General features: G+C 70.8%; 16 protein-coding genes. 7 read left to right on the plus strand and 9 right to left on the minus strand.

The window, feature by feature from the left end:
• Nucleotides 1-17: 17 nt before the first annotated feature.
• Nucleotides 18-632 (minus strand): GNAT family N-acetyltransferase, encoded by a 615-nt coding sequence (locus HNR19_RS21555; protein ID WP_343047318.1) that lies wholly within the window; start codon nt 630-632, stop codon nt 18-20.
• A 325-nt stretch (nt 633-957) separates the two neighbouring features.
• Between HNR19_RS21555 and HNR19_RS21560 the strand changes: the two genes are divergently transcribed.
• Both HNR19_RS21560 and HNR19_RS21565 read left to right on the plus strand, forming a co-directional pair.
• On the plus strand, nt 958-2172 hold the full coding sequence (locus HNR19_RS21560) for an aminotransferase class I/II-fold pyridoxal phosphate-dependent enzyme (RefSeq protein WP_179669869.1): 1215 nt from the start codon (nt 958-960) through the stop codon (nt 2170-2172).
• A 96-nt stretch (nt 2173-2268) separates the two neighbouring features.
• Nucleotides 2269-3048, plus strand: a complete 780-nt coding sequence (locus tag HNR19_RS21565) for a lysophospholipid acyltransferase family protein (RefSeq protein WP_179669870.1) — start codon at nt 2269-2271, stop codon at nt 3046-3048.
• A gap of 401 nt (nt 3049-3449) precedes the next feature.
• Here the strand turns inward: HNR19_RS21565 and HNR19_RS21570 are convergent, their stop codons facing one another.
• From HNR19_RS21570 to rpmH, 8 genes are all read right to left on the minus strand, one after another.
• Entirely contained in the window at nt 3450-4451 is a 1002-nt protein-coding gene (locus tag HNR19_RS21570) for a ParB/RepB/Spo0J family partition protein (protein WP_179669871.1), read from the minus strand.
• A complete protein-coding gene (locus tag HNR19_RS21575; RefSeq protein ID WP_343047319.1) occupies nt 4448-5452 on the minus strand; it encodes a ParA family protein in 1005 nt (334 codons plus the stop codon). The genes HNR19_RS21570 and HNR19_RS21575 overlap by 4 nt, the downstream gene beginning before the upstream one ends.
• Nucleotides 5453-5577: 125 nt before the next feature.
• Entirely contained in the window at nt 5578-6399 is an 822-nt protein-coding gene (gene rsmG / locus HNR19_RS21580) for a 16S rRNA (guanine(527)-N(7))-methyltransferase RsmG (RefSeq protein ID WP_343047320.1), read from the minus strand.
• Between the two features lie 22 nt (nt 6400-6421).
• Nucleotides 6422-6970 (minus strand): Jag family protein, encoded by a 549-nt coding sequence (locus tag HNR19_RS21585; protein ID WP_179669873.1) that lies wholly within the window; start codon nt 6968-6970, stop codon nt 6422-6424.
• Nucleotides 6967-7968, minus strand: a complete 1002-nt coding sequence (yidC, locus tag HNR19_RS21590) for a membrane protein insertase YidC (RefSeq protein ID WP_218910880.1) — start codon at nt 7966-7968, stop codon at nt 6967-6969. The genes HNR19_RS21585 and yidC overlap by 4 nt, the downstream gene beginning before the upstream one ends.
• Before the next feature lie 33 nt (nt 7969-8001).
• Nucleotides 8002-8289: a membrane protein insertion efficiency factor YidD gene (gene yidD, locus HNR19_RS21595; RefSeq protein ID WP_179669875.1), complete on the minus strand. Its 288-nt coding sequence runs from the start codon at nt 8287-8289 to the stop codon at nt 8002-8004.
• Nucleotides 8286-8630: a ribonuclease P protein component gene (rnpA, locus tag HNR19_RS21600; protein WP_179669876.1), complete on the minus strand. Its 345-nt coding sequence runs from the start codon at nt 8628-8630 to the stop codon at nt 8286-8288. The genes yidD and rnpA overlap by 4 nt, the downstream gene beginning before the upstream one ends.
• 18 nt (nt 8631-8648) lie before the next feature.
• The gene (rpmH, locus tag HNR19_RS21605) at nt 8649-8786 is read right to left on the minus strand and encodes a 50S ribosomal protein L34 (RefSeq protein WP_030483636.1); all 138 of its coding nucleotides are present in this window, start codon (nt 8784-8786) and stop codon (nt 8649-8651) included.
• A gap of 554 nt (nt 8787-9340) precedes the next feature.
• Here rpmH and dnaA point away from each other — a divergent pair.
• From dnaA to HNR19_RS23660, 5 genes are all read left to right on the plus strand, one after another.
• Nucleotides 9341-10888 carry a chromosomal replication initiator protein DnaA gene (gene dnaA, locus HNR19_RS21610; RefSeq protein ID WP_218910343.1) on the plus strand — a complete coding sequence of 516 codons (1548 nt, stop codon included), beginning with the start codon at nt 9341-9343 and terminating at the stop codon, nt 10886-10888.
• Nucleotides 10889-11306: 418 nt separating this feature from the next.
• Nucleotides 11307-12443, plus strand: a complete 1137-nt coding sequence (gene dnaN / locus HNR19_RS21615) for a DNA polymerase III subunit beta (protein WP_179669877.1) — start codon at nt 11307-11309, stop codon at nt 12441-12443.
• A 111-nt stretch (nt 12444-12554) separates the two neighbouring features.
• Entirely contained in the window at nt 12555-13469 is a 915-nt protein-coding gene (gnd, locus tag HNR19_RS21620; protein ID WP_179669878.1) for a phosphogluconate dehydrogenase (NAD(+)-dependent, decarboxylating), read from the plus strand.
• Between the two features lie 14 nt (nt 13470-13483).
• The gene (gene recF, locus HNR19_RS21625) at nt 13484-14626 is read left to right on the plus strand and encodes a DNA replication/repair protein RecF (RefSeq protein WP_179669879.1); all 1143 of its coding nucleotides are present in this window, start codon (nt 13484-13486) and stop codon (nt 14624-14626) included.
• The gene (locus HNR19_RS23660) at nt 14619-15227 is read left to right on the plus strand and encodes a DciA family protein (RefSeq protein ID WP_179669880.1); all 609 of its coding nucleotides are present in this window, start codon (nt 14619-14621) and stop codon (nt 15225-15227) included. Before recF ends, HNR19_RS23660 begins: the two co-directional genes overlap by 8 nt.
• Nucleotides 15228-15387 lie beyond the last annotated feature (160 nt).

A 15387-nucleotide genomic window follows, 5' to 3' on the forward strand; every position in this document is an offset into this window, starting at 1 on the left:
CCAGGGGGGTCAGCGCGTCAGTTGAGGTCGCGGTGCGCGGGCGTCGGCCGCTTCTGCGGCTGCACGACGCCGACCAGCTTCTCGATCGCGGCCTCGACCTCGTCGCGCCACGTGACGATCGACCGCAGCTCCATCCGCATCCGCGGCGTGCGCGGATGGGCGCGATGGGTCTTGAACCCCACCCGCGCCAGGAACTCCGCCGGCACCACGCACCCCTCGCCGCTGCGCAGGCGCCCCGTGGTCGCGAACGCCTCCACCGCCCGCACCCCGTCGCCGCGCCCGATCAGGTCGCGCGCCATCCCCTGCACCAGCAGCCGGCCGATCCCCGCGGCGCCGTACTCCTCCCGCACCCGCGCGGTCGTCAACAGCACCGCGTCCGGCGACACCGGCGCCGTCGGGAACGCCGCCGCCCCCGGCAGGTACGCCGCCGGCGCATAGACCAGGAACCCCACCGGCACCCCGTCCACGAGCGCCACCCGCCCGCACGACCCCCACTCCCGCAGCACCTCGGAGATCCACGCCTCCTTCACGTCGGCGCGCTCCCCCTCCGCCACCGCGTCCCGCCGCACCGGGTCGAGCTCCCAGAACAGGCACGCTCGACACGGCCCACCCAGCTCATCGAGGGCGGCCACGTGATCCAGCGTCAACGGAACGGTGGTCCGAGCCACACCACGATGGTACGGCGAGCGGCGACCCGCGATCGACGTGGCGACCACGACAACCAGCGGCACCAGGGATGCCGGCGGAGCCGGGACGGTGCCGCTCCCGGCGATTTCGCGACGACGCGCCGGCGCCCCGCACCGCGCGGCGCGCGACCGACGAGCGCCGAAGCGCGGCGGAGCGAGCAAGCCGGGAGCGGCAGCGGGCCGGCGCAGCCGGCGTCCCTGGGGTCACCCACCGGGATCACCGGCAGACAACCGGGAGGCACCCCCGCCGTACCGCCTGCGACAATGAGCCGTGCGCAAGATCCGCCAGAGCCAGAAGCTGCGAAACGTCCGCTACGACGTCCGAGGCCCCATCCTCGTCGAGGCACAGCGCCTCGAGGCAGAAGGCCACCGCATCCTCAAGCTCAACATCGGCAACCCCGCACCGTTCGGCTTCGAGGCCCCCGAGGCGATCCTCGCCGACGTCACCCACCACCTGCCCGAGTCCCAGGGCTACAGCGACTCCCAGGGCATCTACTCCGCGCGCACCGCGGTCGCGCAGTACTACCAGTCCCGCGGCCTCCGCGAGACCGAGGTCGAGGACGTCTTCATCGGCAACGGCGTCTCCGAGCTGATCTCCATGGTGCTCCAGGCTTTCCTCGACGACGGCAACGAGATCCTGGTCCCCGCGCCCGACTATCCGCTGTGGACCGGCGCGGTCACGCTGTCCGGCGGCACTCCGGTCCATTACCGGTGCGACGAGGAGAACGGCTGGATGCCGGACCTCGACGACATCGAGTCGAAGATCACCGAGAACACGCACGGCCTGGTGATCATCAACCCCAACAACCCCACCGGCGCCGTCTACAGCAAGGAGATGGTGGCCGCGCTCGTCGACATCGCGCGCCGCCACCAGCTGGTCGTCTTCGCCGACGAGATCTACGAGAAGATCCTGTTCGACGACGCGGTGCACCATCACGCCGCCGAGGCCGCCGGCAGCGACGTGCTGTGCCTGACCTTCAGCGGGCTCTCGAAGGCCTACCGCGTGTGCGGGTATCGCGCCGGCTGGGTGATGATCTCCGGCCCCAAGGAGATCGCGGAGGAGTTCCTCGAGGGCCTCACCCTGATCGCCAACATGCGGATGTGCGCCAACGTGCCCGCCCAGCACGCGATCCAGACCGCCCTCGGCGGCTACCAGTCCATCAACGAGCTGATCGTCCCCGGCGGCCGCTTCTACGAGCAGTCGATGCTGGCCGACCGCCTGCTCAACGAGATCCCCGGCGTCACCTCGGTGCGCCCGCGTGGCGCGCTCTACTGCTTCCCCCGCCTCGACCCTGCGGTCTACCCGATCGAGAACGACGAGCAGTTCGTGATCGAGCTGCTGCGGGCGAAGAAGATCCTGGTCACCCACGGCACCGGCTTCAACTGGCCCGAGCCCGACCACTTCCGCCTCGTCACGCTGCCCGACGTCGACGTACTCGAAGAGGCCATCGGCCGGATCGCTGACTTCTTGGCCACGCGACGCTAGCCACCCCCCAGTTTTTGTTCGCTGGGGACAATTCCAGTCGCGGATTCTGCGTCGCACGGTGTCGCGGTCATTCCGCGCGCCTGTCACACTCGAACGATGCTGGACATCACCTACCCGCCCGTCATCGTCGCCGCCAAGGTGCTGTTCAAGCTGATGCGCCAGCGGGTGGTCGTCACCGGCTCCGAGCACATCCCCAAGAAGGGCGCCGCTCTCCTCGCGATCAACCACACCGGCTACGTCGACTTCATCTACGGCGGCGCCGGCGCCGAGCCGCAGGGCCGCCTGGTCCGGTTCATGATCAAGAAGGAGATGATGGACAAGGCCGGCGTGGGCCACCTGCTCCGCTCCTTCCACCACATCCGCGTCGACCGCGCCAACCCCGACCAGGCCCTGGTCGACGCCAAGTCCTACCTCGAGTCCGGCGAGATCGTCGGCATCTACCCCGAGGCCACGATCTCGCGCTCCTTCGAGATCAAGGAGCTCAAGACCGGCGCCGCCCGCCTCGCCGCCGAGACCGGCGTCCCCCTCATCCCGGTGATCGTCTGGGGAGCCCACCGGCTGATGACCAAGGACCACCCCAAGGACTTCTCCCGCAGCCCCAAGACGATCATCGTCAAGGTCGGCGAGCCCCTCTACCCGACGGGCGAGGATCCGGTCGCCGAGACCGCAGAGCTCCGCTCCGTCATGCAGCGCATGCTCGACGAGGTCCTCGACGACTACCCCGAGGACGAGAAGGCCCCCGGCACCTGGTGGACCCCCGCCCGCCTCGGCGGCTCCGCCCCCACCCCGCAGAAGGCCGCCGAGATGGACGCCGCCGAGCTCGCCGAGCGCGCCCGCAAGAAGGCCGAGCGCGAGGCGCAGTCACCTACCGATTAGCCGCTTCATCTCTTGATCGACAAGTCGCCACATCGATAAGTCGACATTTGACACGGGTCGCCGCTCACCACATGCGTTCGCCGGGGTCGTGGGTGACCGCGCCGGAGCCGCCGGGGTCCGTCCCGGCGATTTCGCGACGACGCGCGGCCGCAGCCCACCACGTGAAGTCGGGTGCGGTCGTGGCGGAGCCGCCGGGCTCCCTCCCGGCGATTTCGCGACGACGCGCCGGCGCCCCTAGCCACGCGGCGCCCGACCGAAGAGCGCCGTAGCGCGGCGGAGCGAGCAAGCCGGGAGGGCGCCCGGAGGCGCAGCCGCGGCCGCGCCCGACGGCGCGAACCACCACCCCCCCGGAGGTTTCGAGGCTCCTCGCTGCGCTCGTCGCGCCTCAACCACCGGTGGGCTCAGATAGGCCGATCCGACCGATTCCGAGGATCGATGATCTCCACGAGCCGCTGCAGGTCCCCCGTGTTGGCGAACTCGATCGTGATCTTCCCCTTGCGCTGACCCAGGTCGACCTTGACCCGCGTCTCCAGCCGATCCGCGAGCCGGTCGGACAGCTCCGCCAGCCCCGGCGCGGTCAGCTTGGGACGCTTGGTGCGCTTGTTCTTGCTGAGGTCCCCGACGGAGATGATCTCCTCGAGGCCGCGCACGCTGATGCCCTCGGCGACGACCCGCTGGGCGAGACGGTCCTGGGCGTCCTGGTCGTCGAGCGCGAGCAGCGCCCGCGCGTGGCCGGCCGACAGCACGCCGGCGGCCACCCGCCGCTGCACCGCGGGACCCAGCTTCAGCAGCCGGATCGTGTTGCTGATCTGCGGCCGCGATCGCCCGATCCGCTGGGCGAGCTCGTCGTGGGTGCAGCCGAAGTCCTCGAGCAGCTGGTTGTAGGCCGAGGCCTCCTCGAGCGGGTTGAGGTCCGAGCGGTGCAGGTTCTCCAGCAGCGCGTCGCGCAGCATGTCGGTGTCGTCGGTCTCGCGGACGATCGCCGGGATCGTCTCGAGCCCGGCTGCCTGGGTCGCGCGCCAGCGGCGCTCGCCCATGACCAGCTCATAGGCCTCCGGCCCGACCTTGCGCACGACGACCGGCTGGAGGAGGCCGATCTCCTTGATGGAGTGGACCAGCTCGGCCATCGCCTCCTCGTCGAACACCGTGCGCGGGTTGACCGCGTTCGGCCGGATCTGGCCGACCGGCAGTTCGGCGAAATGAGCGCCGTCGACGGGCGCCAGATCGGGATTTTCGATCTGCGGGCCGTTCTCGGTTTCGGTGGACCCCTGGTCCGCCGAGGCGCTGGCAGGCCCCCTCGCGGCAAAGTCCGGATCGTGGGCGTCGGAGTTGACAGGGGGAGCGGTGGGGATGAGCGATCCGAGCCCTCGCCCCAGGCCCCTGCGCGACGGGGTGCTGCTCACTCCACGCTCCCTCGGGTTGCGATCTCGCGCGCGGCCTCCAGATAGCTCAGCGCGCCCGGCGAACCGGGATCGTAGGTCATGACGGTCTGGCTGTACGACGGCGCCTCAGAGACCCGGACCGAGCGGGGGATCGCGGACTTCAGCACCTGGTCTCCGAAGTGCTCGCGCACCTCGGCGGCGACGCCCGCAGCGAGACGGGTGCGGGCGTCGTACATCGTCAGCAGGATGGTCGAGACGGCGAGCGACGGGTTCAGGTGCGCGCGGACCATGTCGACCGTCGACAGCAGCTGGCCGAGGCCCTCGAGCGCGTAGTACTCCGCCTGGATCGGGATCATCATCTCGTCGCCGGCGACGAGGGCGTTGAGCGTGAGCAGGCCCAGCGACGGGGGGCAGTCGATGAAGACGTAGTCGAACCGCTCGTCCCCGGCCTCGGCCGCGGTGCCGATCTGCGGGTGCGCCTGGAGGGCCTTCTTGAGCCGGCCCTCGCGCGCGACGACGCTCACCAGCTCGATCTCGGCGCCGGCGAGGTCGATCGTCGCCGGCACCACCGCGAGGTTCTGCGCGTCGGGGCAGTACTGGACGACCTCGGAGAGCGGGGCACCGTCGACGAGCACGTCGTAGGTGGACGCGGTGCCGCGGTGGTGGTCGATGTTGAGTGCGGTCGACGCGTTGCCCTGCGGGTCGAGGTCGATCACCAGGACCCGCTGCCCGAGCTGGGACAGGGCGGCCGCGAGGTTCACCGTCGACGTCGTCTTGCCGACGCCGCCCTTCTGGTTCGCGACGACGAACACCCGCGTCTCGGTCGGTCGGGCGACGGCGGGGTGGGAGATCCCGGAGCGGACGAGCACGGAGTGGTGTGCGGCCCGCGCCAGCGGCGTCTGGTCGTCCTCGAGCGGGGCGCCGTACTCGGCGAGATCGGCCGCCGTGCGAACTGCGAACCCGGGCGTTTCACGTGAAACGGACTCGGTGGTTTCACGTGAAACCGCGGCCTCGGCACTCACGGGCGCTTGTGGAAAACCACTGGGCTCCTGTGGATGCTCACGCTCAGAAGGCGCGTCGGCGTCGGTGGAAAACTCATTCCCGGACAAAGAATCCCCCTGGCTCTCGGACGTGGTCTCGTCACCGTTCATGCCTTGTCTCCTCGCCTCCGCGACTGCTGTCGCGAGCGATCCGTACCGCGCCGCCGGTTGTGGGAACCGGTGCCGGGCCGCCGTCCAGCGGCGCCCGAAGTCGGCAACTCTACTCGCGCCGCGGCCGGTCCTCGGACCCGATCCCGCCAGCCCACGCGGACCACCCGGATCGGCTCGACGGAGGCATCTTCCTCCGCCAGCTGCTCGCCGTACACCTCGATCACCGGCTCTCCACAGCCGAGCCGGGAGAGCACGGTCGCCGCGCCCGCCACCTCCTCCTCGACCGAGGTGCCCTTCATCGCCACCAGCTCACCGGTGGGGGAGACCAGGGGCATGCACCAGCCCAGGAGCCGCTCGAGCGGAGCCACCGCCCGCGCCGTCACGACGTCGAACGTCTCGACCCCGTGCAGGGCGTCGGCACGGTCGCGACGGACCGTCACGTTCTCGAGCCCGAGCTCTTCGACCGCCTCCTGCAAGAAGGTCGTCCGCCGCAGCAGCGGCTCCGCCAGCGTCATCGAGATGTCGGGCCGGGCGATCGCCAGCACCAGCCCCGGCAGTCCGGCGCCGGATCCGATGTCGGCGACCCTGGCCCCGTCGGGCAGCGCAGCGGACATGAGGGCGCAGTTGACGAGATGCCGGCCCCACAGGCGGGGCGCCTCCCGCGGCCCGATCAGCCCACGGACGACGCCATCGGTTGCCAGAAGTCCGGCGTACGCCGAAGCGACCTCGAGACGATCACCGGGGAAGAGGCGCTCCGCCACCCGCGGCGGGGCGCCGGGGCCGGGCGGGGGAGCGGAGTCGTCGGGTCCTGGTTTCACGTGAAACGACGACGCGCGAGGGTCAGTCGGCCGCGGGCGGCAGGACGACCACGTAGCGACGCGGCTCGACGCCCTCGGACTCCGAGGTCAGACCGGCGGCGGCGACGGCGTCGTGCACGATCTTGCGCTCGAACGGGGACATCGGGTCGAGGGACACCGGCTTGCCGGACGCCTTCACCTCGGCGGCCGTCTCCTCGCCCAGCTTCGTCAGGCGGGAGCGCTTGTCGGCGCGGAACCCGGAGATGTCGAGCATGAGCCGCGAGCGCTCGCCGGTTTCCCGGTAGACCGCCAGACGGGTGAGCTCCTGGAGGGCCTCGAGCACCTTGCCGTCGGGGCCGACGAGCTGGCTGAGGTCGGCGCCCACGATCGAGACCGCGGCGCGGTCGGCCTCGACGTCCATGTCCAGGTCGCCGTCCAGGTCCGCGATGTCGAGCAGCTCCTCGAGGTAGTCGGCGGCGATGTCGCCCTCCTGCTCGAGACGCTCCACGAGCGACGTTCCGCCGTCCTGGTCGGCAGCGGAGTCGGTGGTCTCGGTCGTCTCGGCCTCGGTGGTGTCGAGCTCGGCGTTCACGGGGTGCCTCCATCGGTCTTGGGCTTGCCGCCCGGGTTGTTCTGGTTCGCGGGGCCGCTCTTGCGCTGGGAGCGGGACTGCCGCTTGGGCTGCTGGCGGGTCGCGGGGCGCCGGTCGGTCTCGGTGACCTCGGTGCCCTCGGCCGGCGCCTCGTACGCGGCGTACTTCTCGGGGTGCTTGGCGGCCTTCGCCTTGTCGCGGTCCTGCTTCGCCTTGAAGGCAGGCGTACCGGGGGCCGGGTTGTTGCGGATCACGTAGAACTGCTGGCCCATGGTCCACAGGTTCGACGTCGTCCAGTACAGGAGGACACCGATCGGGAACGCTACGCCACCGAGGCCGAACGCCACCGGGAGGATGTAGAGCAGCATCTTCTGCTGCTGCGCGTACGGGCCCGTCAGTGCGTCGGCCGGCATGTTCTTGGCCATCAGCTGGCGCTGCGTGGTGAAGGTCGTCGCGGTCATCGCCAGCACCAGGATCGCCGCCACGATCATCACGGCGACGTTGTCGGCGCCTTCGCCCATCGGGCTCGCCGCCCAGAACGAGCGGGCGAGGCCGATCTCACCGAACAGCTCGGAGTTCCCGAACTGCGTCGCGAGCTCCTTGGTCAGGAAGCCGTGCTCCTTCTGGTGCTTCGCCGCCTGGTCGAGCAGCCGGAACAGCGCGAAGAAGATCGGCATCTGGAGCAGGATCGGCAGGCAGGAGGCGAACGGGTTGGTGCCGGCCTCCTTGTACAGCTTCATCGTCTCCTCGGCGAGACGCTGCCGGTCGTGGCCGTACTTCTTCTGCAGCTCGCGCACCTTCGGCTGGATGAGCTGCATGTTGCGGCTCGACTTGATCTGCTTCACGAAGAGCGGGATCAGTGCAGCGCGGATGACCAGCGTGAGGCCGACGATCGACAGCGCCCAGGCGGCACCCCCGGCGGGGTCGAGACCGATCAGGTCGAAGAGCTTGTGCCAGCCGATCAGCACCGCCGAGATGATGTAGTACAGCGGCACCATGATGAAGTGGCCGATGTCGCCGATGATCCCCACTCAGACTCCTAGGTCAGGGTTGGTTGCTGCAGGCTTGGTGGCTGCGCCGGCGGAGGCCGTGCGGAGCGGTGGAACTCGAGGTGGAACATGGTCGACCCCGCCAGGGGCCCACGGGTGGCAACGACCGAGGCGCCGTACGGTCAGCCAGCTCCCCTTGATCGCGCCGTGCCGGTCGAGCGCCTCGACCGCGTAGTGCGAGCAGGAGGGGTAGTAGCGGCAGACCTGGCCCAGCAGCGGGCTGAGCGTGAACTGGTAGACCCGCACCAGTCCGATCAGGACCCACTTCACCGGGGCGCTCGCTGCTGCGTCACCTGTTGGAGGCAACGGTCGAGGTCGGTGCCCAGTTCCTCGTACGACGCCGCGGCCGACGCCGGGAGCGCCCGCACGACGAGTCGCGAACCCGCGGGCAGCTGGTCGAGGCGCGCGCTCGCGGCATGACGGAGCCGGCGCTTCACGCGGTTGCGGACGACCGCGCCGCCCACCTGCTTGCTGACCACCAGGCCCACCGCCACGCCGGACTCCCCGGGCGCGAGATGCGCCACCAGGGTGCGCGAACCAGCGCGCCGACCCTGGCGGGTGACGCGCTGGAAGTCGGCCGATTCCCTCAGCCGGTGGGCGGCAGGCAACACGAATGCCCGGCCTCCGCCTCAGACGGCGAGGCTCTTGCGGCCCTTCCGGCGGCGGCTGGACAGGATCGCGCGACCGGCGCGGGTGCGCATCCGCAGTCGGAAGCCGTGCGTCTTGTGACGACGACGGTTGTTCGGCTGGTACGTCCGCTTGCTCACGATGGGCCTCTCAGGTTTCGTTCGGGAAGGGCCACCCGGTCAGACCGACTCGGTTCGACTTCGGCTGGCACCGCGCACTCACGGGCGTGGAAGTCCGTGGGCATGCGGCACCGGTCGACACCGGATGACCGCCCAACGGTACGCGGGCGCGAGGAACAGGGTCAAACCGACGGATCACCTCGGTCCGCCGCTGCCGGGAACCAGTTCACCACAATTCCGCACGCCCTGTGGATAGCGGGTTGATCCACAGGCGCGGCGGCGGTTAGGTTCGACCCATCCGGGATTCCCCGCCGCTTGTCGCGACGTGGCACAACAGACGAGGCCGCAGCCTCGGCCGAACTCTCCGGACTGGGGGGCTGACCTGCGGAAACTCGTCGTTGACCGCTTCACGCATCGGCCTCGGGCAGGCGCCGTCGACGTCGACGGCCCAGTGTTCACAACCTGTGGACAAAGTTGTGGAGGTGCCCGGCCGCCCACCGGCGGGCGAGTCCCTCCGAAGCGTGACCGTTCGCCCCCGCGACCGGCCACGACCCGAGGTCGAGAGCAGGAGAGGAATGCCCGTGGACGGGACGTCGGACGAGGGCCGCATGCAGGCCGGCAACGAGGGGCAGTCGCCCGCCACCACGGCGGCGACCACCGAGTCCGGTGACGCGACGGCCCGCCTCGAGACCGCTTGGCGCGCGGTCATCGACGAGCTCCAGGCCCACCAGCGCGCCTGGCTCCAGGCGAGCAAGCCGGTCACCATGCACGGCACCACCGCGATCGTCGCGGTCCCCGACGACTTCACGCGCAAGCGGCTCGAGGGCCGCCTTCGCGGCCAGCTCGAGGACGCCCTCACCGAGCAGTTCGGCAACGAGGTGCAGCTCGCGGTCACCGTCGACGCCAGCCTGCACAGCGATGCGCCGGCCGAGCCGGTCTCGTTCGACGACACGACTCTCCCGGGCCTGTCGGCCGAAGGCGACTTGTCGACAAATCAACAGGTCGACTCGTCGACTTATCCATCCGGCGCCCCCACGCCCCCGTCGTACGACGCCGCGGATCCGAGCCGGCCCGGCACCGCCAACGAGGCGCGGCTCAACCCGAAGTACACCTTCGAGACGTTCGTCATCGGCTCGTCGAACCGGTTCCCGCACGCGGCCGCCGTCGCGGTCGCCGAGGCGCCCGGGAAGTCCTACAACCCGCTGCTCGTCTACGGCGACTCCGGGCTGGGCAAGACCCACCTTCTCCACGCGATCGGCCACTACGTGCGCAGCCTCTACACCGGGGCGAAGGTGCGCTACGTGAGCTCGGAGGAGTTCACCAACGAGTTCATCAACTCCATCCGCGACGACCGGCAGGACCGTTTCAAGCGTCGTTACCGCGAGGTCGACGTCCTGCTCATCGACGACATCCAGTTCCTCGAGGGCAAGACCCAGACCCAGGAGGAGTTCTTCCACACGTTCAACTACCTCCACAACGCCAACAAGCAGATCGTCCTCACCTCCGACCGCCCGCCCAAGCGACTCGAGGCGCTCGAGGACCGGCTGCGCAACCGGTTCGAGTGGGGCCTGATCACCGACGTCCAGGTCCCCGACCTCGAGACCCGGATCGCGATCCTCCGCAAGAAGGCCGCGATGGACCGGCTCACCGCGCCGCCGGACGTGCTCGAGTTCATCGCCTCGAAGATCCAGACCAACATCCGCGAGCTCGAGGGCGCGCTGATCCGGGTGACGGCGTTCGCCAACCTCAACCGGCAGGAGGTCGACCTGACCCTCGCCGAGATCGTGCTCAAGGACCTCATCCCCGACGGGGGCGAGCCCGAGATCACTGCGTCGCTGATCATCGCCCAGACGGCGAACTACTTCGGCCTCTCCATCGACGAGCTCACCGGCCCGAGCCGCGGGCGCCACCTGGTGATGGCCCGCCAGATCGCGATGTACCTCTGCCGCGAGCTCACTGGCCTGTCGCTGCCGAAGATCGGAGCCCAGTTCGGCAACCGCGACCACACGACCGTCATGTACGCCGAGCGGAAGATCAACCAGCTGCTCGGCGAGCGGCGCGCCGTGTTCAACCAGGTCAGCGAGCTCACCAACCGGGTCAAGATGCAGGCCCGCCAGGGCTGACCCCCTGCTGGTCACCACGCCCGCCTGTGGACGAAACCCCGAATTACCTCCGAACTACACGGGGAGGATTCGGGGGACCGACCGGTGCGTGTGATTCACAACCGCGCCGGGTCCACACCGCGCCCCTCGTCGTACACGACTCGTCCACAGCCCCTGTGCGCACCCACACCCGGTCTGACCAGCGCCGATGCCGGTCGTCCACAGATTCCACCGACGCTATGACTCCTACGAGAATTCCTACGCACCCCAACGACGTCGAACTCCGACCGGCCCTCTCCCTGTGGAAACGACCCCTCCCGCCCCGCTGCGAGCCGCACCACCCGCGTGGCAGGATGCTCCCCACCACCACACCCGTGTCATTCCCTGCCGGGACATGAGTGCGACGCCCGGACGCTGACGCCCCAAGAAGGACACCACTGTGAAGTTCCGAGTCGACCGCGACGTCCTCGCTGACGCTGTCGCCTGGGCGGCGCGCAGCCTGCCCGTCCGTCCCAGCGCACCGGTGCTCGCCGGCCTGCTCATCGAGGCGGGCGACGACGGCCTCGTGCTGTCGACCTTCGACTACGAGACCTCGGCCCGCGCCACCCTCACCGCCGAGGTGAGCGACGAGGGCACCGCCCTCGTCAGCGGCCGGCTCCTCGCCGACATCTGCCGCGCGCTGCCGGGCAAGCCGGTCGACGTGTCGCTCGAGGGCGCCCGGGTCTCCATCACCTGCGGCTCCTCGCGGTTCTCGCTCCAGACGATGCCGGTCGCCGACTACCCGACGATCCCGGAGATGCCCGCCGCCACCGGCACGGTGCCGAGCGAGACGTTCGCGCACGCGGTCGGCCAGGCGGTCACCGCCGCCGGCCGCGACGACATGCTCCCGGTGCTCACGGGGGTGCGCATCGAGATCGAGGGCGACACCATCACGCTCCTCGCCACCGACCGCTTCCGGCTGTCGATGCGCGAGCTCGGCTGGACGCCCGGCACCCCGGACGCCTCGCTCGCCGCGCTGGTCCCGGCCAAGGTGCTCGGCGACACCGCGAAGTCCCTCACCGCCGGCCCGGAGATCACCATCGCGCTGTCCGCGTCGGGCAGTGGCGACGGGCTCATCGGCTTCGAGGGCAGCGGCCCCGGCGGGGTCCGCCGTACGACGACCCGCCTGCTCGACGGAGAGTTCCCCAAGGTGCGGGCGCTCTTCCCCAGCGAGCGGCTCACCGTCGCGACGATCGACAAGGCCGCGCTCATCGACTCGGTCAAGCGCGTCGCGCTCGTCGCCGAGCGCAACACCGCGGTGCAGCTGGCGTTCAAGGACGGCGCCCTGACGCTCGAGGCCGGCTCCGGCGACGAGGCCCAGGCGGCCGAGTCGGTGCCCGCGACCATCGACGGCGAGGACCTCGTCACCGGCTTCAATCCGCAGTTCCTCCTCGACGGCCTCACCGCGATCGACGAGGCGGTCGTCGAGCTCGCGTTCACGCAGGCGTCCAAGCCGGTCGTCATCAGCGGCACCACCGAGGACAGCTCCGAGGCGGGATTCAAGTACCTGTTGATGCCCCGGCGCTTGTTGAGCTAGTCGCTGAAAGGGTCTCGACTCGGCGTCGCGACCTCGCAGGCTCGGTCGCGGCCTCGCTCGACCTGCCTCGCCACGCGGCCGCTCCTTCGTCGCGCCCGCTAGGCTCCCCATATGCACATCGGACTCGTCGGCCTCGGGAAGATGGGCGGCAACATGCGCACCCGGATGCGCAACGCGGGCCTCACCGTGGTCGGCTACGACCGCAACCCCGACGTCAGCGACGTCGACAGCCTGGCCGCGCTGGTCGACGCGCTCCCCAGCCCCAAGGTCGTGTGGGTGATGGTGCCCTCCGGCGACCCGACCCGCTCGACCATCGCGGAGCTCAAGGAGCTGCTCGGCGAGGGCGACCTCGTGGTCGACGGCGGCAACTCCAAGTACACCGACGACGCGGTCAACGCCGCCTCGCTGGCAGAGAAGGGCATCGGCTTCGTCGACTGCGGCGTCTCCGGCGGGGTGTGGGGGCTCGAGAACGGCTACGCCCTGATGTACGGCGGCGCGGCCGAGGACGCCGCGAAGGTGATGCCGGCGTTCGAGGCGCTCAAGCCGGGTGACACCGAGGACGGCCTGGTGCACTGCGGGTCCGCGCCGGGTGCCGGCCACTTCGCGAAGATGGTCCACAACGGGATCGAGTACGCGATGATGCAGGCCTACGCCGAGGGATGGGAGCTGCTCGAGAAGTCCGAGCTCGTCGAGAACGTGCCCGACATCTTCTCCTCCTGGCGCACCGGCACCGTCGTCCGCTCCTGGCTGCTCGACCTCCTGACCGAGGCGATCCGCGAGGACGAGCACCTCGACAAGCTGCGCGGCTACGCCGAGGACTCCGGCGAGGGCCGGTGGACCGTCGAGGCGGCCATCGAGAACGCCGTCCCGATGCACGTCATCGCCGCGTCGCTCTTCGCGCGGTTCACCTCCCGCCAGGACGACAGCCCGGCGATGAAGGCGATCGCCGCGATGCGCAACCAGTTCGGCGGTCACGCCGTGCACACCGAGCCGCCCCCGGGTGGCGAGGCCAACCCGGACGTCTGAGGGATGATGGTCGGGTGCACGTCAGCCACCTGACCCTCCACGACTTCCGGTCGTACGGCGAGGTGGACGTGCCCCTCGAGGCGGGGGTCACCGCGTTCATCGGGCGCAACGGCCAGGGCAAGACCAACCTGGTCGAGGCGATCGACTACCTCTCACGGCTCTCCTCGCACCGCGTCGCCACCGACGCGCCACTGGTGCGGGCCGGTGCCGAGCAGGCGGTGGTCCGCGCGGCCGTCGTACGCGACGGGCGCACGGCGGTCCTCGAGATCGAGCTCAACCCCGGCCGCGCCAACCGCGCCCGCGTCAACAAGTCGCCGCTGCCGCGCGCCCGCGACCTGGTCGGCCTGGTGCGCACGGTCGTCTTCAGCCCCGAGGACCTCACCCTGGTCAAGGGCGACCCGTCGGACCGGCGGCGGTTCCTCGACGACCTGCTCGTGCTGCGCACGCCGCGGCTCGCGGGGGTCAAGGCCGACTACGACCGGGTGCTCCGGCAGCGCAACACCCTCCTCAAGACGCTGTACGCCGCCCGCGGGCCCGCGCGCGAGGGCGCGCTCGCGACCCTCGCCGTGTGGGACGACCAGCTCGTCGCCACCGGGACCGAGCTGCTCGAGGCGCGGGAGCGCCTCGTGGCCGACCTGGCGCCGTACCTGGGCAAGGCCTACGAGGCGGTGGCGCGTGGGGCGTCGCGCGACGACGCCCGCATCGCCTACGAGCCGTCGGTTCCTCTGGTGGTCGAGGAGGCCCGCACCGGCCGTCACGAGACCTTCCGCTCCGAGCTCGCCCGCCGCCAGTCCGACGAGATCCGTCGCGGCATCACCCTGGTCGGCCCGCACCGCGACGAGCTGGTGATGACGCTCGGGCCGGGCGAGGACCAGCGGCTGCCCGTGAAGGGCTACGCCTCCCACGGTGAGTCGTGGTCATTCGCGCTCGCGCTGCGGCTCGCGTCCTACGACCTGCTGCGCGCCGACGGCGACGACCCGATCCTGATCCTCGACGACGTCTTCGCCGAGCTCGACACCGAGCGACGCGCCCAGCTGGCGGCGCTGGTCTCGGGCGCGGAGCAGGTCCTGGTCACCGCCGCCGTCGAGGCCGACGTGCCCGAGCAGCTCTCGGGCGCGGTGTTCCACGTGGCCGGCGGCGAGGTCACCCGTGCCTGACCAGGAACGCCCCGACGACCCGGAAACCCCCACCAGTGCGGGCAATTCTCCCGAGCCGGGCGACGACGACCACCGTCCCGAAGGGCTCGACCTGGCGCGCGCGATCCTCCGCGGCACCGCGGGCGGACGGAAGTCGGATGTGCCGCGGCGCCGTACGAGCAAGTCCGGCGGGGGCAAGGACAACCGGCTCTGGCGGCGGTCCCGCGCGCAGGACGTGCCCACCAGCGGGGCGCACCCCGGCGAGCGCGACCCGCAGCTGCTCGGGTCGGAGGTGGCCCGGATCATCGAGGAGCGCGGCTGGGGGCTCGACCTCCAGGTGCGGGCGGTCTTCGCACGGTGGGGCGAGATCGTCGGTCCCGAGATCGGCGCCCACTCCACGCCCGAGGCGCTCACCGACGGCACCCTCGTCGTGCGCACCGACTCCACCGCATGGGCGACCCAGCTGAAGCTGCTCGCGGCGTCCCTCGTCAAGCGGCTCAACGCCGAGCTCGGCGACGGCACGGTGACCGTCGTCGAGGTGCTCGGGCCGACCGCGCCGAGCTGGAAGCACGGCCGGCTCGGCACCCGCGACGGGCGGGGCCCGCGCGACACCTACGGGTGAGCGCGACGGCGAGCGCGAGGACGCCGATACGGCGCCCGAACGCCCGCGGCGCCGTATCGGGACCCACCCGCACCCCTGCGCGGCGCTGCTAGAGGCCCTTCCGGCGCGCTCAGGGCCCGAACTTGTCCACAGACGCCCCCCGCGGCGGGGTGCCTACGTG

Origin of the sequence: Nocardioides thalensis, from assembly GCF_013410655.1 — a bacterium.
GTDB classification, from domain to species: Bacteria; Actinomycetota; Actinomycetes; order Propionibacteriales; family Nocardioidaceae; genus Nocardioides; species Nocardioides thalensis.

Bases quoted from the DNA above. Each gene is read 5' to 3' on its own strand.
- HNR19_RS21565 (WP_179669870.1), top strand. From the start codon at position 2,269: ATGCTGGACATCACCTACCCGCCCGTCATCGTCGCCGCCAAGGTGCTG.
- yidC (WP_218910880.1), bottom strand. From the start codon at position 7,968: ATGGTGCCGCTGTACTACATCATCTCGGCGGTGCTGATCGGCTGGCAC.
- dnaA (WP_218910343.1), top strand. From the start codon at position 9,341: ATGCCCGTGGACGGGACGTCGGACGAGGGCCGCATGCAGGCCGGCAAC.
- gnd (WP_179669878.1), top strand. From the start codon at position 12,555: ATGCACATCGGACTCGTCGGCCTCGGGAAGATGGGCGGCAACATGCGC.